Origin of the sequence: Phenylobacterium sp. Root700, from assembly GCF_001429025.1 — a bacterium.
GTDB lineage: Bacteria > Pseudomonadota > Alphaproteobacteria > Caulobacterales > Caulobacteraceae > Phenylobacterium.
In genome coordinates, this window is record NZ_LMHT01000035.1 from 64,896 (window position 1) to 88,421 (window position 23,526).

The 23,526-nt window shown below is 66.5% G+C and carries 23 protein-coding genes; 18 read left to right on the forward strand and 5 right to left on the reverse strand.

Going from position 1 to position 23,526, the window contains the following annotated elements; genetic code table 11:
- Nucleotide 1: 1 nt before the first annotated feature.
- Nucleotides 2–445 (reverse strand): helix-turn-helix domain-containing protein, encoded by a 444-nt coding sequence (locus ASE02_RS20030; protein WP_056736746.1) that lies wholly within the window; start codon nt 443–445, stop codon nt 2–4.
- Between the two features lie 84 nt (nt 446–529).
- Here ASE02_RS20030 and ASE02_RS20035 point away from each other — a divergent pair, with 84 nt between their 5' ends.
- The 5 genes from ASE02_RS20035 (at nt 530) to ASE02_RS20055 (ending at nt 5,424) form a co-directional block, all read left to right on the forward strand.
- Entirely contained in the window at nt 530–1,255 is a 726-nt protein-coding gene (locus ASE02_RS20035) for an SDR family NAD(P)-dependent oxidoreductase (protein ID WP_056736747.1), read from the forward strand.
- Between the two features lie 11 nt (nt 1,256–1,266).
- Nucleotides 1,267–1,869 (forward strand): 2-hydroxychromene-2-carboxylate isomerase, encoded by a 603-nt coding sequence (locus ASE02_RS20040; protein ID WP_056736750.1) that lies wholly within the window; start codon nt 1,267–1,269, stop codon nt 1,867–1,869.
- A gap of 335 nt (nt 1,870–2,204) precedes the next feature.
- The gene (locus ASE02_RS20045) at nt 2,205–2,420 is read left to right on the forward strand and encodes a DUF2188 domain-containing protein (protein WP_056736752.1); all 216 of its coding nucleotides are present in this window, start codon (nt 2,205–2,207) and stop codon (nt 2,418–2,420) included.
- Between the two features lie 65 nt (nt 2,421–2,485).
- Entirely contained in the window at nt 2,486–2,782 is a 297-nt protein-coding gene (locus ASE02_RS20050; protein ID WP_056736754.1) for a hypothetical protein, read from the forward strand.
- 281 nt (nt 2,783–3,063) lie between these two features.
- Nucleotides 3,064–5,424, forward strand: a complete 2,361-nt coding sequence (locus ASE02_RS20055; RefSeq protein ID WP_235536773.1) for a TonB-dependent receptor — start codon at nt 3,064–3,066, stop codon at nt 5,422–5,424.
- Here ASE02_RS20055 and ASE02_RS20060 read toward each other — a convergent pair.
- A complete protein-coding gene (locus tag ASE02_RS20060) occupies nt 5,421–6,392 on the reverse strand; it encodes a phosphoribosylaminoimidazolesuccinocarboxamide synthase (protein WP_056736756.1) in 972 nt (323 codons plus the stop codon). The genes ASE02_RS20055 and ASE02_RS20060 overlap by 4 nt on opposite strands.
- 140 nt (nt 6,393–6,532) lie before the next feature.
- On the opposite strand from ASE02_RS20060, the gene ASE02_RS20065 reads away from it, so the two are divergent.
- From ASE02_RS20065 to rplI, 4 genes are all read left to right on the forward strand, one after another.
- Nucleotides 6,533–7,081 carry a peroxiredoxin gene (locus ASE02_RS20065; protein ID WP_056736758.1) on the forward strand — a complete coding sequence of 183 codons (549 nt, stop codon included), beginning with the start codon at nt 6,533–6,535 and terminating at the stop codon, nt 7,079–7,081.
- 222 nt (nt 7,082–7,303) lie between these two features.
- On the forward strand, nt 7,304–7,711 hold the full coding sequence (gene rpsF / locus ASE02_RS20070) for a 30S ribosomal protein S6 (RefSeq protein ID WP_056736760.1): 408 nt from the start codon (nt 7,304–7,306) through the stop codon (nt 7,709–7,711).
- The gene (gene rpsR, locus ASE02_RS20075; protein WP_056736762.1) at nt 7,711–7,983 is read left to right on the forward strand and encodes a 30S ribosomal protein S18; all 273 of its coding nucleotides are present in this window, start codon (nt 7,711–7,713) and stop codon (nt 7,981–7,983) included. Before rpsF ends, rpsR begins: the two co-directional genes overlap by 1 nt.
- Before the next feature lie 12 nt (nt 7,984–7,995).
- Entirely contained in the window at nt 7,996–8,583 is a 588-nt protein-coding gene (rplI, locus tag ASE02_RS20080) for a 50S ribosomal protein L9 (protein WP_056736764.1), read from the forward strand.
- Between the two features lie 66 nt (nt 8,584–8,649).
- On the opposite strand, the gene ASE02_RS23415 is transcribed toward rplI, so the two are convergent.
- Complete coding sequence (locus tag ASE02_RS23415) at nt 8,650–9,081, reverse strand: energy transducer TonB (RefSeq protein WP_369818594.1); 432 nt, start codon at nt 9,079–9,081, stop codon at nt 8,650–8,652.
- Nucleotides 9,082–9,728: 647 nt separating this feature from the next.
- Here ASE02_RS23415 and ASE02_RS22520 point away from each other — a divergent pair.
- From ASE02_RS22520 to alr, 4 genes are all read left to right on the forward strand, one after another.
- Complete coding sequence (locus ASE02_RS22520) at nt 9,729–9,890, forward strand: hypothetical protein (RefSeq protein WP_156406154.1); 162 nt, start codon at nt 9,729–9,731, stop codon at nt 9,888–9,890.
- Nucleotides 9,891–10,198: 308 nt separating this feature from the next.
- A complete protein-coding gene (locus ASE02_RS20095; RefSeq protein WP_056736769.1) occupies nt 10,199–12,604 on the forward strand; it encodes a TonB-dependent siderophore receptor in 2,406 nt (801 codons plus the stop codon).
- 142 nt (nt 12,605–12,746) lie between these two features.
- Nucleotides 12,747–14,243: a replicative DNA helicase gene (locus ASE02_RS20100; protein ID WP_056736771.1), complete on the forward strand. Its 1,497-nt coding sequence runs from the start codon at nt 12,747–12,749 to the stop codon at nt 14,241–14,243.
- A gap of 41 nt (nt 14,244–14,284) precedes the next feature.
- A complete protein-coding gene (gene alr / locus ASE02_RS20105) occupies nt 14,285–15,379 on the forward strand; it encodes an alanine racemase (protein WP_056736773.1) in 1,095 nt (364 codons plus the stop codon).
- On the opposite strand, the gene ASE02_RS20110 is transcribed toward alr, so the two are convergent.
- Entirely contained in the window at nt 15,376–16,557 is a 1,182-nt protein-coding gene (locus tag ASE02_RS20110) for a Yip1 family protein (protein ID WP_056736775.1), read from the reverse strand. The two genes, alr and ASE02_RS20110, sit on opposite strands and share 4 nt — an antisense overlap.
- Before the next feature lie 146 nt (nt 16,558–16,703).
- Between ASE02_RS20110 and radA the strand changes: the two genes are divergently transcribed.
- From radA to ASE02_RS20135, 5 genes are read left to right on the forward strand one after another with little or no spacing between them, the layout of a single operon-like run.
- Nucleotides 16,704–18,068 carry a DNA repair protein RadA gene (gene radA / locus ASE02_RS20115; RefSeq protein ID WP_056736777.1) on the forward strand — a complete coding sequence of 455 codons (1,365 nt, stop codon included), beginning with the start codon at nt 16,704–16,706 and terminating at the stop codon, nt 18,066–18,068.
- A 5-nt stretch (nt 18,069–18,073) separates the two neighbouring features.
- Nucleotides 18,074–18,694, forward strand: coding sequence for a CvpA family protein (locus tag ASE02_RS20120; protein WP_156406155.1), 621 nt, complete (start codon nt 18,074–18,076; stop codon nt 18,692–18,694).
- Nucleotides 18,691–20,184, forward strand: coding sequence for an amidophosphoribosyltransferase (gene purF, locus ASE02_RS20125; protein ID WP_056736781.1), 1,494 nt, complete (start codon nt 18,691–18,693; stop codon nt 20,182–20,184). Before ASE02_RS20120 ends, purF begins: the two co-directional genes overlap by 4 nt.
- The gene (locus ASE02_RS20130) at nt 20,181–21,179 is read left to right on the forward strand and encodes a bile acid:sodium symporter family protein (protein ID WP_056736783.1); all 999 of its coding nucleotides are present in this window, start codon (nt 20,181–20,183) and stop codon (nt 21,177–21,179) included. Before purF ends, ASE02_RS20130 begins: the two co-directional genes overlap by 4 nt.
- On the forward strand, nt 21,172–21,921 hold the full coding sequence (locus tag ASE02_RS20135; protein WP_056736785.1) for an SDR family NAD(P)-dependent oxidoreductase: 750 nt from the start codon (nt 21,172–21,174) through the stop codon (nt 21,919–21,921). The genes ASE02_RS20130 and ASE02_RS20135 overlap by 8 nt, the downstream gene beginning before the upstream one ends.
- On the opposite strand, the gene der is transcribed toward ASE02_RS20135, so the two are convergent.
- Complete coding sequence (gene der, locus ASE02_RS20140; protein WP_056736787.1) at nt 21,869–23,521, reverse strand: ribosome biogenesis GTPase Der; 1,653 nt, start codon at nt 23,519–23,521, stop codon at nt 21,869–21,871. The two genes, ASE02_RS20135 and der, sit on opposite strands and share 53 nt — an antisense overlap.
- Nucleotides 23,522–23,526: the final 5 nt, after the last annotated feature.

Below are 23,526 nucleotides of genomic sequence, written 5' to 3' on the forward strand. Positions count from 1 at the left end.
CCTAGAAACCCGGGCGGGTCTCCACCGCTCGGGCCTCGACCGGCTCGCCGCATTCCGAGCAGGTCTGCACCGGGTGGAAGTCGCAGCCGCAGGTCTTGTGCCGATGCAGCAACGGCGGCCCCGCCTGCCCCGCATAGTGGCGGTCCCCCCAGTGCACGATGGCCATGACCACCGGATGCAGCTCAAGCCCCTTGTCGGTCAGCCGGTACTCATAGCGGGTGGGATGATCCTGATACGGCGTGCGCTTCAGCACCCCCTCCTGCGTCAAGTGCTTCAGGCGGTCGGCGATGATCGTCCGTGAGATGCCCAGGCGCTCCTGAAACGCCTCGAACCGGCGCACGCCCAGGAAGCAGTCCCGCAGGATCATCAAGGTCCAGCGATCGCCGATCACGGCGACCGAACGCGCCACCGAACAGGGCTCCTGCGCCAGGTCTTCCCACTTCATCGAACGCCTCGCTCAACCGCCATTGACTGGGTCCAGATTCGATACCATGGTCCGTCCAGAAAATAAACTGATTGGAGATCAGCCATGGGCGTTTGTCTGGTGGTGGGGGCTGGAGACGGCGTCGGCGGGGCGATTGCTCGCGCCTTCGCCAAGGACGGCCACGAAGTCTGCATCACGCGCCGAGCCCGCAATCTCGAACAGCTCGAGGAGCTGGCCCAATCGATCCGCGACGATGGCGGCAAGGCCCGCGCCTACGGCGTCGACGCCCGCTCCGAGGACGAAATGATCGCGCTGTTCGACAAGATCGAACGCGAGGTCGGGCCGTTGGAGATCGTGATCTTCAACATCGGAGCCAATGTCCGCTTCGAGCTCACCGAGACCACCAGCCGCGTCTTCCAGAAGGTCTGGGAGATGGCCTGTTTCGCGGGCTTCCTGACCGGGCGCGAGGCGGCCCGGGTCATGCTGCCCAGAGGCAAGGGCACTATCCTGTTCACCGGAGCCTCGGCCTCTCTGCGCGGCCGCCAGGGCTTCTCGGCCTTCTCCGCCGCCAAGCAGGCCCTGCGCGCCATCGCCCAGTCGGCGGCCAAGGAACTGGGTCCCCGAGGCATCCACGTGGCCCACGTTGTGGTCGACGGCGCCATCGACGGGGTCTTCGCCCGCACCAACATCCCCGACCGCCAGGAACGGGTTGATCGTGACGACATCCTCAAGCCCGAGGAGATCGCCGCGAACTACGTCTGGCTGCACAAACAACAACGCTCCGCCTGGACGCATGAACTCGATCTGCGGCCCTGGTCCGAGAGCTGGTGAGGAGAACCCCCATGGGAAAGACCGTCGAGTTCATCTTCGATTTCGCCAGCCCGAACGCCTATCTGGCCCACTGCGTCCTGCCGGCCATAGCCCAGCGCACCGGCGCGCAGATCAAAATCACGCCCTGCCTGCTGGGCGGGCTCTTCAAGATCACCGGCAACCAGGCGCCGATGACGGCCTTTGGCGGCGTCCAGGGGAAGCTGGCCTACGAGGCGCTCGAGACCCAGCGCTTCATCGCCAAGCATGGCGTGAGCCAGTATCGGTTCAATCCCCACTTCCCGATCAACACCCTGCTGATCATGCGCGGCCTGGTCGCCGCTCGCCGACAAGGCGTCGAGACGAACTACATCGATGCGGTGTTCGCCGGCATGTGGGAGCGCGGCCTGAAGATGGATGACCCCGCCGTCGTCGCCCAGGTGCTGACCGAGGCCGGCCTCGACGCGCGCTCGATCCTGGAAGCCACCCAGGACCCCGAGGTGAAGGGCGAACTGCTGGCCAACACCGAGGCCGCGGCGGCGCGAGGCGCGTTCGGCATCCCGACCTTCTTCGTCGGAGATGAGATATTCTTCGGCAAGGAGCGACTTGGACAGGTCGAAGAACAACTGACGAATTGATTACAGGCTGACCGGGTAAATCTTCGACAGCTTCACTTCAGTTTTCCCTGAGGTCGTCCAAATCGAAGAGCCCTTCACGGCAGGATTTTTTCGACCGGATCAACACGTGAATTCGAGACGATTTGGCGTGTTGAATCCGTCGAAAATTTCGCCGCGACCGACGAAATCGGACCGCGTTCGGCCGAAATACGCAGACTTCTTCGTCTATTACCTATAGACAAGCTCCATTCGCCTCGACGCCCCAGGAGTCGCGCGTCAGCGCGCGCCCGAAGGCGTGGGGTCTTGCCGCCGTCGCGCCCGACGACGCGGCGGCGTGGACAGAAGGAGTATTCCGCATGGCCATAAGAGACTCAGCCGACCGGGCCATTTTCACCGTGGCGCGCCATGACGGCCGCTGGGCCGTCGAGCACGGCGGCGAGTATTTCGACCACACCATCGATAAGGAAGAGGCCAAGGCCGCCGCCAATAAGCGCGCCCGCGCCGCGCAAGACGCCGGCCGGCCCTGCCAAGTCAGAGTCACCGGCGAACACGGCTTCTTCGCCCCCGCATAAACCCGAAATCCCAAAGCCTAGGCGCGGGGGTCCCGTGGTTCGGCTCATCCATCAGGAGCCCCAAGATGAACCCCGACAAATCCGCGAACACAGACAAGACCGTTCGCCGCCCCGTGCCGCCGCGCGGCTCCCTCGCGACCAAGTTCAGCGGCGAGATCGAGGCTGCGGTTTCGGCCGGTGTCGAGCGCGAAGCCATGACGCTTCGCCTCACCCTGCGCGACGCCTCCAACATCCGACGTGACGGCGAGATCCCGGTTCAGGACCTCAGCTTCACGGGCGGCGAAATGCGCCTGCTGAAGGTCAAGGTCGTGGCCGGCGGCGTCGACGTCAGCAAGCTCGACCTGGGCCAGACCGCGACCTAGCGGCCCTGACACTTCGAAGGTGTCGCCCCTGTGCGATTGGCGCCACAGGGGCCCCGGCGATCCTGACGCCTAGAAGAAACCGCCCCCAAGCCTGAAGCCATAAGGCGTCACGCCAGGACGCAGCGTATAAAAGACGCCTAGATCGTTGTTGCTGTTACACTTTTCGCGCCCAGAATGGCGCTGGACAGCCTACGCCGGCGCAGGATTTCCTCAGATCCAGAACACCCATGCCGCGCGTCTCGCCAGAGTTCGCCGAGCAAATGGGGATGGAGGAGGAAATCATGGCGTACCGCAAACAGGCGGCGGCTCAAGTGAGTCTACTCGCCCTCATCATGGCGCTGCCGGCCGGACAGGCCCTGGCGCAGTCCCAAGTCGAAGAACTTATCGTCACCGCGCGAAAGCGCGACGAAGCGCTGATCGACGTACCATTCTCAATCAACGCCATCAGCGAAACCAAGATGCGCGAGCGCGGCGCGACCAATATCGAAGAACTCTCGCGTAACATCGCCAACTTCACGGTGCAGAATCTGGGCCCCGGCCAGAGCCAGGTCGCCATCCGCGGCATCTCCGCCGGCCAGATCGTTCGCGACCAGCCGGGCGTCAAGGAACAGGTCGGCGTCTATCTCGATGAGTCGGTGATCTCGCTGTCGCTGTTCACCCCGGACATCGAACTGTTCGACCTCAATCGCGTCGAGGTGCTGCGCGGGCCGCAAGGCACGCTCTACGGTTCCGGGTCGCTATCTGGCACCGTGCGCTACATCACCAACCAGCCGACCACCGCGCGTCAGGAAGGCGCGATCGAGACCACGCTCAGCCGTGTGAAGAGCGGCCAGTTCGGCGGCGAGGTGAAGGGGATGGTCAACCTACCCCTCTCCGACACGCTCGCGCTGCGCGTCGTCGGCTACGCCACCGACTTCCCCGGCTTCATCGACGCCGTTCAACCGGGCGGCAAGGTCGACAAGGACGTCAACAAAGGGGTTCGCCTGGGCGTCCGCGCGGCGCTGCGTTACCAGCCGACCGACAACCTCAGCATCACCCCGCGCGTGCTGTACCAGACCATCGACGTGGACGGCTTCAACCGCGTCGACCTCTTCAACATTCTCGGCAATCCGTACACGACCAGCCGCCCGCCTGTCGAACTGGGCGATCTGCAGCAGTTCACCCAGCTCACCGAGAAGTTCAAAGACGACTTCCTGCTGGCCGACCTGAACATCCAGTACGACTTTGGCGACTTCGCCCTGACGTCGATCTCGACCTACCAGCATCGCGACGTCCTGGTGGTTCGTGACGCCACCGCGCTGACCGGGTCGATCACCGGGGGCAGCATCGGCCTGCCGGAGAACGTCTACACCCTGAACGCGCCGCTGAACGACAAGACCAAGGTCAAGTCGTTCACCCAGGAAGTCCGCCTGGCCAACACCGACGAAGGCCCGTTCGCCTGGGTGATCGGGGCGTTCTACAGCGACGTGAAACGCGACTATTCGCAGGTTCTGGATGTTCGCGGCTTCGAGGCCCTCACCGGCATCCCGACCCGCGGTCCGGCCGCGCCGGTCGACGCGCTCTACTACTCCGTCGTCCCCTACGACCAGACCCAGTACGCCTTGTTCGGCGAAGGCACCTGGTCGGTGAACGAGCGGCTCGACGTCACCGCCGGGCTGCGGTGGTCGAAGTACAAGGAGAACCGCGAGCTAACCTTCGACGGCATCTTCGCCGAGCGGACCATCGCCGTGCCCGGGAAGACCAAGGCCGACGACTTCGCCCCGCGGGTCATCGTCGCCTACAAGGCCACCGACGACATCACCGTGAACGCCCAGGCCTCGAGGGGCTTCCGGCTGGGCGGCATCAACGATCCGCTCAACCGCCCGCTCTGCACGGCGGCCGACTTCGCCACCTTCAGCGCCCTATCCACGCCCAGCTTCGACAACGAAACGGTGTGGAACTACGAGGCCGGCATGAAGGCCGAGTTCGCCGAACGGCGCGGCGCCCTGACCTTCGCGGCCTTCTACTCAGACATCGAGAACCTGCAGGCGACCATCGACGCCGGCAGCTGCTCCTCGCGCGTCATCGTCAACGTGCCCAAGGCGAAGTCAGCAGGGGTCGAGGCCGAGTTCTCCTATCGCTTGAACGAAAACTTCGATATCGCGGCCTCGGCCTCGTACAACGACGCCAAGCTCACCTCGAGCGTCAAGGACGTCACCGGCGCGCCTATCCAGGGCCTGCGTGACGGCAACCGCCTGCCCACGGTTCCGAAGGTCCAGGCGGCCTTCAGCCTGAACTACGCCGGCGACCAATGGGATGGCGGCTGGACCCCGTTCGGCAATGTCACCTGGCAGTATGTCGGCGATCGCTTCACCCAGGTCTCCGACCAGGAGGACAACCCCCGACGCGTCACCCTGTTCAACACGGGGTCGCCGACCGTCTCGACGCTCAGCTTCCCGTTGGAGCTGCCGGACTATCAGGTGGTCAATCTGCGGGTCGGCCTGCGCGGCGGCAGCGGCTTTGAGGTCGCCGCCTTCATCCAGAACCTGACCGACGAACGCGCCCGTCTCTCCATCGACCGGGAACGCGGCCTGCGGGCCCGCTACGGCTACCAGACCAACCAGCCGCGCACGATCGGGGTCAGCCTGCGTAAGACGTTCTAGAAGAACTGCGCGAGATTGCGGCGGATCCGTTCCAGGACGGGTTCGTCGCTCTCGTCGATCTCGAAGGTCTGGCCGGTGATGGTCTCGAAGGCCTGGATGTAGACCGCCGCCGTCTCCACCAGCATTTCGGCGGGAATCTCCGGGATCGGGTCGTTGTAGGGGTCGCAGCGCTCGGCCACCCAGGCGCGCACGAAGTCCTTGTCGAAGCTCTCGGGCCGCTTCCCGGCGGCGAACCGCTCAGGATAGCTCTGGGCGAACCAGTAGCGGCTGGAATCCGGCGTGTGGATCTCGTCGGCCAGGATGATCTGGCCGTCGGCGTCGGTCCCGAACTCGTACTTGGTGTCGACCAGGATCAGGCCGCGCTCGGCGGCGATCGCTTGTCCACGCGCGAACAGGGCCAGCGCATAGGTCGACAGGGTCTCCCACTGCTCGGCGGTCAGCAGACCCTGCTCCACGATCTGCGCGGGGGTCAGCGGCTCATCGTGGCCGCCGTCGAAGGCCTTGGAGGTCGGGGTGATGATCGGCGCAGGCAGCTTCTGATTGTCGGCCAGGCCGTCAGGCAGGGTGTGGCCGTACATCTCCCGCTGACCCTGCTTGTAGAGCGTCAGGATCGAGGTGCCCGTGGTTCCGGCCAGATAGTCTCGCACGACGATCTCGACCGGCAGGATGTCCAGCCGGCGGCCGATCACCACATTGGGGTCGGGATAGCTGAGGACGTGGTTGGGGCAGATGTCGGCGGTCTTCTCGAACCAGAACCGCGCGGTCTGGGTCAGGACCTCGCCCTTGAAGGGAATGGCCGCCAGGATCCGGTCGAAAGCGCTGATCCGGTCGCTGGCGATGATGATGCGCCGGCCATCGGGCAGGTCGTAGTTGTCGCGCACCTTGCCGAAATAGGCGTTCGGCAATTCGGGAATGATCGCGTCACGCAGAACGCGATGGGCGTGCCGCTCGAGGGCCGTCTTGTCCATGGAGGTGATCCGCGCCGAAACCAGGAGCAGGCTCTCTAGCCTATTCCGAGGGTCAGGCCACCCCCCGCGCAAATGCCGAAGGTCGCGAAGACAAAGCCGCGGCCGCTCCGTATAATCTTCGCAACCTGGAGGAATCTCGCATGCGCCGTCTCGCCCTCGCCGCCGCTCTCGCCACCCTGGCCGCCACCCCCGCCTTCGCGGCCCTGAAGGAAGGCGCCAAGGCCCCCGACTTCACGGCCCAGGGCTATCAGGCCGGCAAGCCGATCACCTTCTCGATGGCCGAGGCGCGTAAGAAGGGTCCGGTCGTCCTCTATTTCTTCCCCGCCGCCGAAACCGCAGGCTGCAATCTGGAGGCCCGGCTGTTCGCCGAGGCCACCGACGAGTTCAAGAAGCAAGGCGCGACTGTCATCGGCGTGACCTCGGGCAATCTCGACAAGCTGGCCTCGTTCTCGGCCGACACCGAGAAGTGCTCGGGCAAGTTCCCGGTCGCCGCCGATCCCAGCGCCAAGATCGCCGCCAGCTATGACGCCACCCTGGCCGTCCGCCCGGGCTGGTCGAGCCGCACGTCCTATGTGATCTCGCCCACCGGCCAGGTGATCCACGCCTATTCGGACATGAAGGCCAACGACCACGTCACCGAGACGATGACCGCCGTGAAGGCCTGGAAGGCCAGCCACCCGAAGAAGTAAGGCCCCCGCCGCCCCCTCCACATTCGGCCGGAGGGGGCCGCGCGGCTGACAAGCCTTGCTCTAGAACGACTTTTCCCGTATTAGCGCGCCTCTTCACGGATGGCGGTCTCAAGCCGGAACGCGAAAGGGTCGGGAAACTCCCGGCCGCCGCGCCTGAGATCCATCGTTTCCAGCGGTCACCCTCCGCAGGACGCGCCGCCATCCAAATGGGAAAAGGAAAAAATGGCGCTCTACGAGCACGTTGTTATTTCGCGGCAGGATATTTCGCCGCAACAGGCTGAAGCCCTGAACGACCAGATCAAGGCTCTGATCGAAGAAGGCGGCGGCACCGTCGCCAAGATCGAGTACTGGGGTCTTCGTAACCTCACCTACCGCATCAAGAAGAACCGCAAGGGCCATTACTCCCTTCTCGCGCTCGACGCCCCGCCGGCGGCCGTGAAGGAAATGGAACGTCAGCTGGGCCTGAACGAAGACGTTCTGCGCACCCTGACCGTCCGCGTCGAGGAACTCGACCTGGAACTCTCGCCGGTTCTGGCCCGTCGCGATCGTGAACGCGAGCGTGAGCCGCGCCGCGACGACTTCGGCGCCAAAGAAGGTGGTGGCTTTGCTCCGAAGGAAGGTGGCTTCTAATGTCTGACGAAACCGCTTCGGCCCCCGCGGCCGCCGCTGCTGGCGGCGCTCGCCGCCCGTTCTTCCGCCGCCGCAAGGTTTGCCCGTTCTCCGGCGCCAACGCCCCGAAGATCGACTACAAGGACGTGAAGCTGCTGCAGCGTTACGTTTCCGAGCGTGGCAAAATCGTTCCTTCGCGCATCACCGCGGTGTCGGCCAAGAAGCAACGCGAACTGGCCAAGGCCATCAAGCGCGCTCGCTTCCTCGCCCTCCTGCCCTACGTCGTGAAGTAGGGAGCCAGGCACATGAAAGTCATTCTGCTCGAACGAGTCGAAGGCCGTGGCGGCCTCGGCGACGTGGTCACGGTGAAGGACGGCTACGCCCGTAACTTCCTCCTGCCTCGTCACAAGGCTCTGCGCGCCAACAGCGCCAACCTGAAGATCTTTGAAGGCCAACGCGCCGACATCGAAGCCCGCAACCTGAAGGCCAAGGAAGCCGCCGCGAAAGCCGGCGACAACCTGGACGGCACTTCGTACATCCTGATCCGTCAGGCTGGCGAAACCGGTCAGCTTTACGGTTCGGTCTCGGGTCGCGACGTCGCCGACATCGTCAACGGCGCCGGTGGCAAGCTCGACCGCTCCATGGTCGTGCTCGACAAGCCGTTGAAGACCCTGGGCGTCCACCCCGTGAAGGTTCGCCTCCACGCCGAGGTCCTGGCCACGATCAACATCAATATCGCCCGCAGCCAGGACGAGGCCGAGCGCCAAGCCCGTGGTGAGAACGTGATCACCTCGCAATACGAGGAAGATCGTCTCGCGGACGAAGAAGCCGCCGCCGACATGGTGGCCGGTGGAGCCGGTTCGCACGAAGTCGACTTCGGCGCCGACCGCTAAACGACCTAGTCCTCTCCAAGACTTCGAGAACGGCGCGGACCTCTGGTCCGCGCCGTTTTTCGTGCCTCAGCCCCTGGGCAGCACGAAGCGGATCGGGATCCTGACGGTCCCGCCGGACACCGGCGCCCCATCGCGCGTCATCGGCCGCATCTTGAACAACCGGCTCATGCGTAGGGCCGCCGCGCCGAAGTCCTGATCCTCCGGGCTCTCGCCCACCACCCCGCATCCCTCCAGACCGCCGTTGGTCGTCACCGTGCAACTCAACGTCGCGCGGCCCTCCACCCCCATGCGCAGGGCGCGATCGGGGTAATAGCGGGCGATATCCTCCCCGCTGGGACGGCGCAGCCAATCAGGGTTCTGGATCACCGCCGCTCGCGGCGGCTCGGGCGGCGCTGGCGCAGGGGGCGGCGGCTCCACGGCCCGCGGCGGCTGGACCTCCTCGACGCGACGCTCGACCGGCGGGATCGGCAAGGGCGGGATGGCCGGAGGCAGGTCCACAACGGCGGCCGGCGGCCGTGGCTGCAGCTTTGGCGGGGGTGGCGGCGGCGTATTTGGCGGGGGCGGCGGTGGAGGAGGAGGTGGGGGCGGCGGCGGCGTGGGCTTGATCAGCTCAACATCCGTGATCTGTTCGAGATATTCCCGATATCGCGGCTCGAACTTGGCCTTCCACAGAGAGACGCCAAGCAAGGCGTGCAGCGACACTGAGGCAAGAATGGCGATCTGAGCGCCCTGCCCCCGCCGCATGCGACGCCCTGAAGGCGCACTTCGACGCCTGGGGCGAAGCTGGCGCAAAAGGCGACCCAGTCTCAGACCAGACGCATGAACAAGCACGTCGGAGGACGACATGCCAAGGGCTCCAACCGGCCCAATCACCGGAAGTCATAACGGCCGGCTCAACTTAGATGGGACGCGCTCCACATCGTTTGAAGGGTTCAGGGTGAAATACCGCCAAGATGTCGAACCATCGCGCGTCGACGGCCGCCAGGTGTCGGAACCGGACGCTCGCCTGGCCGTTCAACAAAAGCCGGGCGCGGCTCGCGTCTAAGCGCGTCCTCTGCCGGGCCTTGAGCGAGGTCGCCATGAGAACGCCAAATCTACACCTCCCGAATCTTCATCTTCCGCACGTCGGACGGCCGCACTTCTCTATGCCCCACCGCATGGAAGGCGCGCACCTCAGGGCGCCGCGCCTGCACGCCCTGGGCAACATCTGGGCCCTGTTGCTGGCGGCCATTGTCGTGTCCGCCGTCGTCGCCGGGGTCTGGATGGCGGCCAGCACCGGTTACGCCCCGACCGCCTTCGTCCCGTAGCGGCCAAGACCAGGGCCACTACGACGATCTCACCGCCAAACGACCGCGAGAGTCGCAGTTCGTCAGGTCATGCCTTGCGAACTGCGCCATGGGCGGGTGGCGCAGCCCTGACAGGCCACCGCAGATTTTCTATCTTCACTTGTAGACACCCCCGCCAAACTTGGTGTTGAGGGGGCGCCATAGGTTTTCGGCATGTTTTCAAACAAGCTGTTGCAAACATGTCATTTCTTTAGTCCCGCTTTGTTTCTAGGTTTCCCGCAGGGCCAAGGCTCATCGCCTCGTTCGGCGACAATAATTGGGGAAAATCAATGAAGTATCGCGTAGTTTTGCTCGCTGCAGCGTCTGCAGCGAGTCTTACCGCTGGCGCGTCATTTGCTCAGACTAGCGCCCCGGGCGGCGAGGTCGAGGAACTGGTCGTCACCGGCACCCGCACCGTCGGCCGCTCGCGCCTTGAGACCCTGGCGCCCGTCGATGTTGTGACGGCCGAGGCCCTGCAACAGCGCGGCACCACGGAACTGGCCACGGCGCTCGCCACCGCGGTTCCGTCAATCACCTTCCCCCGCCCGTCCAACACCGACGGCACCGACGCCATCCGCCCGGCGACCCTGCGCGGCCAAGGCCCCGATCAGACCCTGGTTCTGGTCAACGGCACGCGCCGCCACGCCACGGCGCTCGTGAACACCAATGGTTCGGTCGGTCGGGGCTCGGCTTCCGTCGACCTGAACGCCATTCCGTCCACCGCCGTCGACCGGATCGAGGTCCTGCGTGACGGCGCCTCGGCGCAGTACGGCTCCGACGCCATCGCCGGGGTGATCAACCTGCGCCTGCGCGAGGCCTCCAGCGGCGGCGGCCTTTCGGTCACCTACGGCTCGTCCGTCACCAGCTTCGACGGCTACTACGGCGGCGGCAAGGACATCACCGACGGCGCGACGACCACTGTCTCGGGATGGCAGGGCCTGAGCTTCCTGGGTGACGGCTTCCTGACTCTGTCGGCGGAATACCGCTCGCGCGAACACACCAACCGCAGCGACATCGACAAGCGCGTCACCCCCAACCGCATCACCTCGCGGTTCGGCGACGCCGACGTCGACGACCTGTCCTTCTACGCCAACGCCGGCAAGTCCCTGAACGACACCTGGGAGCTCTATGGCTGGTACGGCTATCAGCACCGCGACGCCTCCAGCGCCGCCACCTATCGCCTGCCGACCGACGCCCAGCAGAACATCCCGTCGGTCTATCCGAACGGCTACCTGCCCTATCTGACGACCGACACCGAGGACAACAGCGCCGGCCTGGGCATCCGCGGCGAGATCGCCGGCTTCAAGACCGATATCAATGTCGTTTACGGCAAGAACGACATCGACTTCGGCGTCCAGAACACCATCAACCCGTCCTATGGCCCGACCTCGCCGACCTCGTTCCAGGCCGGCGGCCTGACCTACGACCAGATCGTCTTCGGCGCCGACTTCAGCCGTGAATTCGAGATCGGCCTCGCCGGTCCGTTGAACGTCGCCTTCGGTCTTGAGGCTCGCCAGGAGACCTACAAGATCAACCAGGGCGAGGTCGCCTCCTACGCCCGTGGTCCGAACACCGCGGTGACCTTCGGGTCGCGCGGCTTCACCGGCTTCACGCCCTCCAACGAAGTCGACGTCGATCGCAACAATGTCGGCGTCTATGTCGACCTAGAAGGCAAGGTCACCGAAAACCTGACCCTGTCGGCCGCCGTTCGCTACGAGGACTATTCGGACTTCGGCGACACCACGACCGGCAAGCTGGCCGCCCGCTACGAGTTCACGCCTGAGTTCGCGATCCGCGGCGCCATCTCCAGCGGCTTCCGGGCCCCGGCCCTGCAGCAGCAGTACTTCACCTCGACCTCGATCCTCTACATCAACAACGTCCCGTTCGAGACCGGCACCTATCCGGCCACGAGCAACGTCGCCGGCGCGCTGGGCGCCAAGCCGCTTAAGGCCGAAACCTCGGATAACTACGCCCTGGGCTTCGTCTTCCGTCGCGGCGCGTTCGAACTGACCGTCGACGGCTACAAGATCGACGTGAAGGACCGGATCGTCCTGTCGGAGACCCTGACCGGCAGCCCGACCGGCGCGCCCGGCACCAACGGCCGGGTGATCTACGACCTGCTGTCGCCTTACGGCGCCACGGCGGCGCGCTTCTTCATCAACGGCGTCGACACCGATACGGTCGGCGTGGACGTGGTGGCGCGCTACCGCATCGTCGACGAGCAGGCCGGGACCTTCGACCTGACCGCGGCGGGCAACTACAACGACCTGGAGGTCAAGCGCACCCCGACCACCACCACCTTGCCGACCCCGACCTCGCTGTTCGCCCGCCAGGCGAGGCTGCGCTTCGAAGACGGCACCCCGAAGCACAAGCTGACCCTGCAAGGCGACTGGAGCCGTGAAGCCTGGGGCGCCACCGTGCGCACCACCTTCTACGGCGACGTCCTCTCGCCGGGCACCTTGGCCGACGGCAGCGCCGACAACAGCACCGGCGCGCGGGGCCTGGTGGATCTGGACGTTCGCTACACCTTCCCGATCGGCCTGACCGCCTCGCTTGGCGCCGACAACGTCTTCGACGTCTATCCGCGCCAGATCATCCCGTCGCAGAACACGACCTCGGCCGCGCCGTTCTCGTCGTTCTCGCCGTTCGGGTTCGGCGGCCGGTTCGTCTACGGCCGCCTCGCTTACAAGTGGTAAGCTAGACCTACGACCGAATATGACGCGGCGCGGAGCTACGGTTCCGCGCCGTTTCACTTTCAGGACTGTCCACAGGCGGTCGAAAACCTGTGAGTCACCACATCGCCGCAGGGCGCCCCGGCGCGCGTTCGGCTAGTCGTTAATGACCATGTCCATCGTGCCCGCCCTAGATCTCCGCCCCGCTCAGAACGACGTCGCGATCCCGCACGCCCCGGCCAACATCGAGGCCGAGCAGGCCCTGCTGGGCGCCCTGCTCTACGACAACGCCGCGTTCGAACGGATCGGCGACTTCCTGCACGCCCGCCACTTCTACGAGCCCTTCCACCAACGGCTGTACTCGTCGATCGAGACCGCTGTTCGGAAGGGCCAACTGGCCGAGCCGATCCTGCTGGCCGAGCAGTTCAACCGCGACGCCGCCTTCGAAGAACTGGGCGGCATCCGCTACCTGGCCGACCTGGTGGACCGGGCGCCGCCCGCCGCCAACGCGCCGGACTATTCCCGCGCGGTCTACGACCTGGCCCTGCGCCGCGACCTGATCCGCATCGGCGGCGAGATCGCCCAACAGGCAGCCCAGGGCGACGCCGAGCGTTCGGCCCGAGACCAGATCGAAGCGGCCGAAGCCCAGCTCTTCACCCTGGCTGAAGCCGGCGGCACCAATCAGGGCTTCGTACCCTTCGCTGACGCCTTGCACGGCGCGGTGACCATGGCCGCCGAAGCTCACGCCCGTGACGGCGGGCTGGCCGGCATCTCCACCGGCCTGCTCGACCTGGACCGCAAGATGGGCGGCCTCCATCCGTCCGACTTGCTGATCCTGGCTGCGCGCCCCTCGATGGGTAAGACCTCGCTGGCCTGTAACGTGGCCTTCGACGTCGCCCGCAACTACGCCTGGGAGCCCCAGCCGGACGGAACCAAGAAGACCGTCTCCGGCGGCGTCGTGGCCTTCTTCTCGCTGGAAATGTCGGCCGAGCAGCTGGCCATGCGCCTCCTGGCCGAAGTGTCCGGCGTCTCCGGCGACCGACTGCGTAAGGGCGAGATCGACGCGCTCGAGTTCGGGCGGCTGCGTGACGCGGCCCTGGAGATCCAGGACGCGCCGCTGTTCATCGACGCCACCGGCGGCATCACCATCGCCAAGCTGACCGCCCGTGCGCGCCGACTGAAGCGGACCCACGGCCTGGACCTGATCGTCATCGACTACCTGCAGCTGGTCACCGGCGGCGAGGGCAAGAGCGACAACCGGGTGCAGGAAGTCTCGATGATCACCCAGTCGATGAAGGCCCTGGCCAAGGAACTCTCGGTTCCGGTCATCGCGCTGTCCCAGCTCTCCCGTCAGGTGGAAAACCGCGAGGACAAGCGGCCCCAGCTTTCCGACCTTCGGGAATCCGGCTCGATCGAACAGGACGCCGACATGGTCATGTTCATCTACCGCGAGAGCTACTATCTCGGCCGGTCCGAACCGCGCGAGGGCACGCCAGAACACCTGACCTGGCAGGAAGACATGGACAAGGTGCGCGGCACCGCCGACGTCATCATCGCCAAGCAGCGTCACGGTCCCATCGGCACCGTGCGGCTGTCCTTCAACGAGGACATCACCAAGTTCGGCAACCTGGCGCACAGCCAGTTCTTCGCTCCCGAAGAGTAAGGCGTCGCGCCGCGACGCGGCCTCGGCTAAGGGGACCGACGATGTCTCACCCCACCTCCGCGCGCCTGACCATCGACCTCGACGCGCTGGCGCACAATTTCGCGGTCCTGCGGGCCGAGGCGCCCGGCGCCGAGGCTGCTCCGGTGATCAAGGCCGACGGCTATGGCCTGGGCGCCGCGCCCCTGGCCCGCCGGCTTTGGGCGGAAGGCGCGCGCGGCTTCTTCGTCGCGCGCCTGTCGGAGGGCGAAGCGCTGCGCGCCGCGCTCGGCGCCGATCACCCGGCGACCATCTATGTCCTCGACGGTTTTCTGGCGGGGTCCGGCGCGCGCCTGGCGGCGGCCCGCCTGACGCCCGTGCTCTCCAGCCTGCCGCAGATCGAGGCCGCGACCACCTTCGCCGCGGCGTCCGGTCAGCCGCTGGCGGTCGCCCTCCAGGTCGACACCGGCATGAACCGCCAGGGCCTGACCCTGGCCGAGACCCAGGCCGTGGCCCAGTCCGGCGACCGGCTTCGCGGCCTGCAGGTCTGCGTGATCATGAGCCACCTGGGCTCGGCGACCGATCCGGCCGACCCGCGCAACACGCTCCAGCGAGAGCGGTTCGCCCAGGTCCGGCGACTGTTCCCGCAAGCGCGCGCCTCCTTCGCCGCCTCGGCCGGGATCATGCTCGGCCCCGACTATCGCAACGACATCATTCGGCCGGGTATCAGCCTCTATGGCGGCGGCCCCGAGGAACGGCCCGACCCGCGACTACGGGCGGTGGCTAAGCTTGAGGCCCCGATCCTCTACATCCGCAACGTCGAGCCGGGCGAGCTGATCGGCTACGGCTCGAACACCAGGATCGAAAAACCGACCCGGATCGCCATCGTCGGCGCAGGCTACGCCGACGGCGTCATCCGCGCCTCGAAGGGCAAGGGCTACGGCTGGCTGGCCGGCGCGCGACGGCCGGTGATTATCGTCACCATGGACCTGATCGCACTGGAGATCGGCGACGCCCCCGCCCGGATCGGCGACTGGGTGGAGCTGCTCGGTCCCAACGTCCTGCTGGACGAGATCGCCACGGCCGCGGGCACCGTGGCGCACGAATGTCTCGTGCGCCTCAGCGGCCGGGCCGAACGGATCTATCTCGGAGAAGTCTAGCCGGCCTTGGCCAGCGCCTCGAGCCGCGCCGGTCCCACCGCCGCCGCCGCCGCCTTGAGTTCGTCCATGCTGACGCCGTCGCCCTTGGCCGCGACCATGAAGCGATCCCCGATCAGCACGCTGTATTCCCCATGCTTGGAGGTCTTGTCGTAGGACTCCTGGGTCATGCGGCCGTCGACCTTGCCGATCTTCTCGTACTTCCCCTCGCTCTCGCTGGAGGACTGCACGCCGAAGGCGCTGGCCATCCCGGCCAGGGCGCCGGCGGCCCCCAGGTCGGTGACGCTGAGCTGCAGGCGCGAATCGCCCCTGGCGTAGGTTCCCTCGGCCTGCGAGCCGGACATGCCGGCCGCGCCGCCAGACCCCGTCGTCACCTCGGTCCGGGAATAGCCGGCGACGCTGTCGGGCAGATAGCCCTTCAGGACGTCAGGGTTGGTCGGCGCAGGCCCCTCGCCGCTCTCGATCTGCTTGGCCGCGGCCTCCATCTTCTTGGAGGCGGCTTCGAGCTTGGCCAGATCGATGGACTTGCCGCCCACGGCGACGGTTCCAGCCGCTGGCGCCCCGGCCATCATGCCCGAGCCCATGCCCAGCCGCATGATCGGGCTGACGATCGCGCCGGCGACGATCCCGAGCACAATGGCCGCGATGATGACCACGATGGTGTAGGGCATCGCCTTGTCCTCCGGCGTCTTCATCAACCGGGGTAGGCCTTTGTAGAGCAGGAACAGGCTGTAGAGTCCGAGCAAGGCGAGAATCCCCAGGGGCGGGTAGATCTCGAACACCCCGGCCACCCAGCTGGCGGTGCCGGCGTAGGCCGCGACCTTGAAGGCCTGGATCCGGTTCTTCTCGCCGCCGAAGGTCGGGGCCAGGCCGTCTATGATCAGGGCCAGGACGTAGACCCCCAGCAGAGTCGCGCCGAAGCCGACCACGGAGCCGAGCACCGCGCTGAGGATCGGGGGCTTGAAGCTGATCCCGAAGGCGCCGAAGCCGAACACGATGGCCCCGATCAGACCGGCTACGGCCGGGATCAGCGCCAGGGGAATGACGTATCCCTTATAGAGACCGCTGATCGTGGCGGGCTCCACGTCGATGACGTCCCACGTCGCCGACGGCCTCAGGAGAATGGATTTTACTCGCTCAACAAGACCCGCCGACGCGGTCCCCGGTTCAACTGCGCTCATAGACGCCTCCAGCCCTTACAAGCCCAACGCGATAACCGCGTCATGTGAATCTATCCCATGCGATGCGACGAGCAACAACTTCACCGCGACGGACGCGGCCGGTTCGCCCCGCTAGACTGCCGGCTTACGCGAATCAGAGAGTACGCATGGCCCGCGACGGCGCCGTCTATGTCTGTCAGTCCTGCGGAGCCACCCAGACCAAGTGGGCTGGGCAGTGCCCCGCCTGCAACGCCTGGAACTCCCTCGTCGAGGAGGTCCAGACCAGGCCGCCCGGCGCCCTGGCCCCGAGCCGCAGCGCCCGCTCGCGCGGCCTCGCCTTCCAGGGCCTGGAAGAATCGACACCCGCCCCGCCTCGGATCTCCACCGGGGTGGACGAATTCGACCGCGTCTGCGGCGGCGGGGTGGTGCCGGGATCAGCGCTCCTGCTGGGCGGTGATCCCGGCGTCGGAAAGTCGACATTGCTGTTGCAGGTGGCCGCCAGCGCCGCCCGACGCGGCGTACGCTGCGCCTATATCTCCGGTGAGGAAGCCATCGAGCAGGTCCGCGGCCGCGCCCAGCGAATGGGCCTAGCCGACGCCCCGGTCCGATTGGCGACCGAGACCTCGCTCCGCGACATCCTCGAGAGCCTGAAGCGCGAGAAGTTCGACCTCGTCGTCATCGACTCCATCCAGACCATGTGGAGCGACGCCCACGAGGCCGCGCCTGGCTCGGTCACCCAGGTGCGCGCGGCGACCGGCGAACTGGTCCGCCTGGCCAAGAAGCACGGCGTGGCGGTCATCCTGGTCGGCCACGTGACCAAGGAAGGCACGATCGCCGGTCCTCGGGTCATCGAACACATGGTCGACGCCGTGCTCTCCTTCGAGGGCGAGCGCGGCTATCCCTTCCGCATCCTGCGCGGCGTCAAGAACCGCTTCGGCGCCACCGACGAGATCGGGGTGTTCGAGATGGGCGACGCGGGGCTTGGCGAGGTGAAGAACCCCTCGGCCCTGTTCCTCGACACCTCGGGCGAGCGGGCGGCCGGCGCGGCGGTGTTCGCCGGCATCGAGGGTTCGCGGCCGGTGCTGGTGGAGTTCCAGGCCCTGGTCGCGCCCTCGGCCTACGGCACCCCGCGCCGCGCCGTCGTCGGCTGGGACTCCGGCCGGCTGGCCATGGTGCTGGCGGTGCTGGAATCCCGTTGCGGCCTTTCGCTGGGCAACCGCGATGTCTATCTGAACGTGGCCGGAGGCCTGCGGGTCAGCGAGCCGGCCGCGGACCTTGCCGCCGCCGCCGCCCTCGCCTCGTCGGCGCTGGACGAGGCCCTGCCCCAGGATTGCGTGGTGTTCGGCGAGATCAGCCTGTCGGGCGACATTCGCCCGGTCAGCCGCATGGAGTCCCGCATGAAGGAAGCCGCCAAGCTTGGCTTCAATCGCGTGCTCGGTCCCCAGGATCTCGACACCGGGATCATGAAGGTACATGGCGTGACGCGCCTGGCCGACGCCATCCGACGTATCGGTGAGAACCAATGGGAGTAAACGGTTTGCCCTGGTTCGATATCGTCGTGCTCGCGGTCCTGCTGGTTTCGGCCGTGTTCGGCTTTGTCAGCGGCGCGACGCGCGAGATGGTCCGCGCCCTGTCTTTCGGCCTGGCGGCGATCGTCGCGATCTACGGCCTGCGCTGGACCGGTCCTATCGGACGCGAGGCGATCGACCCCGATTGGGGTGGGACGGTGCTAGCCGGCCTCGTTGTTTTCGTCCTGGTCTACGCGGCGCTGCGGATCACTGGCGGCGGCCTGGCCAGGGGGATTCAAAAGACCCAGGTGCTGGGCGTTCTCGACCGCACGGTGGGCTTGGGATTCGGACTTCTGCGCGCCCTGGTGGTGCTGGGAGCCTTCCATCTGGCCTTCAACGCCGCCACCCCGCCCGACCGGGTGCCGAAGTGGATGACGGGTGCGGCGTTTTACCCCCTGACGAAAGCCTCTGGAGAAGTCCTAAAAGCCTTCGCGCCCAAGGGTTTAGATATGGCCGACAAGCTGGCTCCGTCCCTCGAGGACGCTGTCCGTGACGGTTCAGCGACCGATCAACGTGACTCTCGCGACGCTCAAGGCTATGACCCCCGCGAACGACGCGGGCTAGACGATCTGGTGGAGAAATCCCGATGACTCAGGATCAAGATCGATGGCGCGAGCCGACCTTCCGGGATCCTGACGACGACACCCCCCGCCTCGAGTGCGGCGTGTTCGGCGTCTACAATACGGCCGCCGCAGCGGCGATTACGGCCCTTGGCCTGCACGCCCTGCAGCACCGCGGCCAGGAGGCCTGCGGCATCGCGGTCTTCGACGGTCAGCGCTTCCACACCGAACGTCACATGGGCCATGTCGGCGACGCCTTCGCGGGCTCCGACCTGGTCGACCGCCTGCCCGGCCATTCGGCCATCGGTCACACGCGCTATTCGACGGCCGGCGGCAGTTTCATCCGCAACGTCCAGCCGATGTTCGCCGATCTTGAAGCCGGCGGCGTCGCCCTGGCCCACAACGGCAACCTCACCAACTTCCTGACCCTGCGCGAGCAGCTGGTCGCCGAAGGCGCCATCTTCCAGTCGACCTCCGACTCCGAGGTGATCCTCCACCTACTGGCTCGCTCGCGGAAGGCCAAGTTCGTCGACCGCTTCATCGACGCCCTGTCCAAGATCGAGGGCGGCTACGCCCTGGTCGCCCTGACCAACAAGAAGCTGATCGGCGTCCGCGATCCGCTGGGCATCCGCCCGTTGGTGCTGGGCGACCTCGACGGCAAGGCGGTCCTGGCCTCCGAGACCTGCGCGCTCGACATGATCGGCGCCAAGTTCGTCCGCGACGTCGAGCATGGCGAGATGGTCGTGATCGACGAGAAGGGTATTCGTAGCCTCAAGCCCTTCCCGGCCGCTCGCGCCCGCCCCTGCATCTTTGAATACGTCTACTTCGCCCGCCCAGACTCGGTCGTGAACGGCCGCTCGGTCTATGACGTGCGCAAGCGCATGGGCCGTCGCCTGGCGCAGGAAAGCCACGTGCCGGTGGACGTGGTCGTGCCGGTGCCCGACTCCGGCGTGCCCGCCGCGCTGGGCTACTCGCAGGAAACCGGCGTGCCCTTCGAGATGGGCATCATCCGCAATCACTATGTCGGCCGGACCTTCATCCAGCCGACCCAGGGCGCCCGCGAACTGGGCGTGCGCATGAAACTCTCGCCGAACCGCAACGTGCTGGCCGGCAAGCGGGTGATGCTGATCGACGACTCGATCGTGCGCGGCACCAACTCCGTCCGCGTCGTTCGTATGGTCCGTGAGGCCGGCGCCGCCGAGGTGCACCTGCGCTCGGCCTCGCCGCCGATCATGTGGCCCGATTACTACGGCATCGACATGCCCGATCGCGAACACCTGCTGGCCGCCAACAAGTCGGTCGAAGAGATCGCCAAGATCCTCGACGTCGACTCGATGGGCTACCTGTCGGTCGAGGGCCTCTATTCGGCCATGCAGTCCGAGCCCCGTGACCCGGTCAATCCGCAGTTCACCGACCACTATTTCACCGGCGACTATCCGACCCGCTTGCTCGACCGTGAGATCGCCGAAGGCCGCAACGACGGCGCCGACCGCCAGCTGTCGTTCCTGGTCGACGCGTGAGTTCAAGGGCGGCGGCCTGGCTCAAGAAGCTAGGCCTCGATTGGTACATCGCCGCGATCGTCGGGATGGTGGTTCTCGCCTCCATCCTGCCGGCGCGAGGCGAGGCTGCTCATGTCGTCTCGACCCTGACGAAGGTCAGCATCGCGCTGGTCTTCTTCCTGCACGGCGCCAAGCTCAGCCCCGACGCCGTGCTCAAGGGTCTGATGCACTGGCGACTGCACGGCCTGGTGCTCGCCACCACCTTTGTCCTCTGGCCGATCATCGGGCTCGGCGCGGCTTCGCTGCCCGGCTGGGTCGTACCGGCGGCGCTGGCGCCGGGATTGATCTATCTCGCCTGCCTCCCCTCGACGATCCAGTCCGCCATCAGCTTCACGGCCATCGGACGGGGCAGCGTGCCCGCGGCGGTCTGCGGCGCCTCGGTCTCCAACCTGCTGGGCATGTTCCTGACGCCGCTGCTCGTCGGCCTACTGCTCGGCACGGAAGGCGGCGGCTTCTCGCAGTCGTCGCTGGAGGCGATCCTGCTGCAACTGCTGGTCCCGTTCATCGCCGGTCAGGTGCTTCGCCGCTGGATCGGCGGCTGGATCCAGAAATACGCCAAACCCCTGGGACTGACCGACCGCGGCTCCATCCTGCTGGTGGTCTACAACGCCTTCTCCGGCGCGGTCGTGGCGGGTATCTGGAGCCAGGTCTCGGCCTGGGACCTGGGGCGCATCGTCGTCATCTGCCTGCTGCTGCTGGCGATGTCGCTCGGCTTCATGATCTGGATCGCCCGGACCCGCGGCTTCTCGACCGAGGACGAAATCGCCATCGCCTTCGCCGGCTGCAACAAGAGCCTCGCCGCCGGCGTGCCGATGGCCGGCGTGCTGTTCCCCGCCGCGACGGTTGGGTTCGTGCTTCTGCCGGTGATGCTCTATCACCAGTTTCAACTCATGGTCTGCGCCGCTCTGGCGCAGCGCTACGCCAAACGCCCGCCTCAAGAGCAAAGTCATGACTGAGTCCCTCCCCCTCGACGGCCGCATCGCCCTGGTCACCGGTGCAACCCGCGGCATCGGCCACGCCTGCGCCCTGGCGCTCGCGCAGGCCGGCGCCCACGTCGTCGCCACCGGCCGCAATCAAGGCGCGCTGGAAGAGCTCGACGACGAGATCAAGACCGCCACCGGCAAGTCGGCCACCCTGGTGCCGCTGGACCTGACCAAGGGCAATGACATCGACGCCCTGGGCCTGGCCATCCACCAGCGCTTCCAGCGCCTGGACATCCTGGTCCACGCCGCGGGGATCCTTGGCGGCCTGACGCCGGTCTCGCACCTTGATCCGGGCACATGGGACAAGGTGTTCGCCACCAATGTCACGTCGAGCTATCGCCTGATCCGTTCGACCGAGCGCCTGCTGCGCGAGTCCACCGCCGGGCGCGGCATCTTCTTCACGTCGGGCCGGGTCGAGCGTCCGAAGGCGTTCTGGGGCGCCTATGGCGCGTCAAAGGCCGCCCTGGAGCATCTGGTCCGCACCTGGGCCGACGAACTGGAAAACACCAGCATCCGCGCGACCCTGGTCGATCCGGGCACGATGCGGACCAAGATGCGCGCGGAGGCCATGCCGGGCGAGGATCCGATGACCCTGCCCCATCCCTCGGAAATCGGCCCGCTGATCGTCGAGCTGGCTCAGGCGGACCTGGGCCTGCCCAAGGTCAACGTCCGTTTTTCCGATTGGAAAGCGGCCGGGAAGCTCGCTTCGGCTTAACGCCGGGGCGATTGAGCTTCTGCGCGCGGCCCTTCGGCGTGGGGCCCGCGCCCACCTTGTGCTTGCCGGGCGAGAGCAGCTTGCTCCGCGGCTTCACCTTCGGTTTCGGCTTGGCCTTGACCTTCTCGACGGCCTCGACGACGGGGTCGGCGAGAGGCGCCATGCCCAGGCGCGTACGAGCGACGCCCTTCGGCTCGACGACCTTCTTACCCAGCTTGGGCGCGAAATTCGGGACCCGCGAACGCGGCGCAGGCCCGCCCTTTTCCTCGCCCTCGGCATAGGGGTTCTTGGTCGACTTGACGGTCAGCCGCATCGGCACGCCCGGCATCTCGAAGCTCTCGCGCAGCGAGTTGATCAGATAGCGGCGATAGTGGTCCGGCAACTGGTCGGCCCGGCTGGCGAACATCACGAAGGTCGGCGGACGCGCCTTGGTCTGGGCCATATATTTCGGCTTCACGCGACGACCGCTGACGGCGGGCGGCGGGTGACGTTCCAGCGCCATCTTCAGCCAGTCGTTCAGGTCGCGGGTCTTCACCTTGGTCGACCAGTCGTTGTGGACCTTGAACACCGCCGGCATCAGTCGGTCGAGGTGACGACCGGTCTCGGCCGACAGCGCGATGACCGGCGAACCCCGAAGCTGCGGCAGCAGTCGGCCGGCCTCCTCGGTGATCTCCTTCAAGGTCGCGCCCTGATCTTCGATCAGGTCCCACTTGGCCAGGCAGAACACCAGACCGCGGCCCTCACGCTCGACTAGGTCGGCGATCTGCAGGTCCTGGATCTCGAACGGATGGGTGGCGTCCATCACCAGGATCACGATCTCGGCGAAGGTGATCGCCCGGATGGTGTCGCCGGTGGAGAGCTTCTCCAGCTTTTCCTGGACCTTGGCCTTGCGACGCAGACCGGCGGTGTCGACCAGCCGCACGGCGCGGTCGTCCCAGGTCCAGTCGACCGGAATGGCGTCGCGGGTGATGCCGGCCTCGGGGCCGGTCAGCAGCCGGTCCTCGCCGATCAGCTTGTTGACCAGGGTCGACTTGCCGGCGTTCGGGCGGCCGACAATGGCGATACGGATAGGCTTTTCGCCCTCGTCCTCGGCTTCGTCGTCGATCTCGGGCCAGACGGCGAGCAGCGCCTGATAGAGGTCGGCCATGCCCTCGCCGTGCTCGGCGGAGATGGCGATCGGTTCGCCCAGCCCAAGGCCGAAGGCCTCGTTGACGCCCACGTCGCTGGCCTTGCTCTCGGCCTTGTTGGCCGCAAGGATCACCGGCTTGTCGTGCCGGCGCAGGATCTCGGCGAACACCTCGTCCATCGGCGTCACGCCGTCACGGGCGTCGACCACGAACAGGGCGACGTCGGCCTCTTCGATGGCCAGAATCGTCTGCTGACGCATGCGGGATTCGAGGCTGTCGTCGGTGACGTCCTCGAAGCCGGCGGTGTCGATCAGTTCTAGGTCCAGGTCGCCGATTCGACCGGTGCCGAAGCGCCGGTCACGGGTGACGCCGGGCTGGTCGTCGACGATGGCGAGCTTGCGGCCCGCCAGTCGGTTGAACAGCGTCGACTTCCCGACATTCGGACGCCCTACAATAGCTAGCCGCATGGGCATGGCGT

Coding starts and splice junctions, on each gene's coding strand:
- ASE02_RS20030 (WP_056736746.1), bottom strand. CDS start 445: ATGAAGTGGGAAGACCTGGCGCAGGAGCCCTGTTCGGTGGCGCGTTCG.
- ASE02_RS20035 (WP_056736747.1), top strand. CDS start 530: ATGGGCGTTTGTCTGGTGGTGGGGGCTGGAGACGGCGTCGGCGGGGCG.
- ASE02_RS20040 (WP_056736750.1), top strand. CDS start 1,267: ATGGGAAAGACCGTCGAGTTCATCTTCGATTTCGCCAGCCCGAACGCC.
- ASE02_RS20045 (WP_056736752.1), top strand. CDS start 2,205: ATGGCCATAAGAGACTCAGCCGACCGGGCCATTTTCACCGTGGCGCGC.
- ASE02_RS20050 (WP_056736754.1), top strand. CDS start 2,486: ATGAACCCCGACAAATCCGCGAACACAGACAAGACCGTTCGCCGCCCC.
- ASE02_RS20055 (WP_235536773.1), top strand. CDS start 3,064: ATGGCGTACCGCAAACAGGCGGCGGCTCAAGTGAGTCTACTCGCCCTC.
- ASE02_RS20060 (WP_056736756.1), bottom strand. CDS start 6,392: ATGGACAAGACGGCCCTCGAGCGGCACGCCCATCGCGTTCTGCGTGAC.
- ASE02_RS20065 (WP_056736758.1), top strand. CDS start 6,533: ATGCGCCGTCTCGCCCTCGCCGCCGCTCTCGCCACCCTGGCCGCCACC.
- rpsF (WP_056736760.1), top strand. CDS start 7,304: ATGGCGCTCTACGAGCACGTTGTTATTTCGCGGCAGGATATTTCGCCG.
- rpsR (WP_056736762.1), top strand. CDS start 7,711: ATGTCTGACGAAACCGCTTCGGCCCCCGCGGCCGCCGCTGCTGGCGGC.
- rplI (WP_056736764.1), top strand. CDS start 7,996: ATGAAAGTCATTCTGCTCGAACGAGTCGAAGGCCGTGGCGGCCTCGGC.
- ASE02_RS22520 (WP_156406154.1), top strand. CDS start 9,729: ATGCCCCACCGCATGGAAGGCGCGCACCTCAGGGCGCCGCGCCTGCAC.
- ASE02_RS20095 (WP_056736769.1), top strand. CDS start 10,199: ATGAAGTATCGCGTAGTTTTGCTCGCTGCAGCGTCTGCAGCGAGTCTT.
- ASE02_RS20100 (WP_056736771.1), top strand. CDS start 12,747: ATGACCATGTCCATCGTGCCCGCCCTAGATCTCCGCCCCGCTCAGAAC.
- alr (WP_056736773.1), top strand. CDS start 14,285: ATGTCTCACCCCACCTCCGCGCGCCTGACCATCGACCTCGACGCGCTG.
- ASE02_RS20110 (WP_056736775.1), bottom strand. CDS start 16,557: ATGAGCGCAGTTGAACCGGGGACCGCGTCGGCGGGTCTTGTTGAGCGA.
- radA (WP_056736777.1), top strand. CDS start 16,704: ATGGCCCGCGACGGCGCCGTCTATGTCTGTCAGTCCTGCGGAGCCACC.
- purF (WP_056736781.1), top strand. CDS start 18,691: ATGACTCAGGATCAAGATCGATGGCGCGAGCCGACCTTCCGGGATCCT.
- ASE02_RS20135 (WP_056736785.1), top strand. CDS start 21,172: ATGACTGAGTCCCTCCCCCTCGACGGCCGCATCGCCCTGGTCACCGGT.
- der (WP_056736787.1), bottom strand. CDS start 23,521: ATGCCCATGCGGCTAGCTATTGTAGGGCGTCCGAATGTCGGGAAGTCG.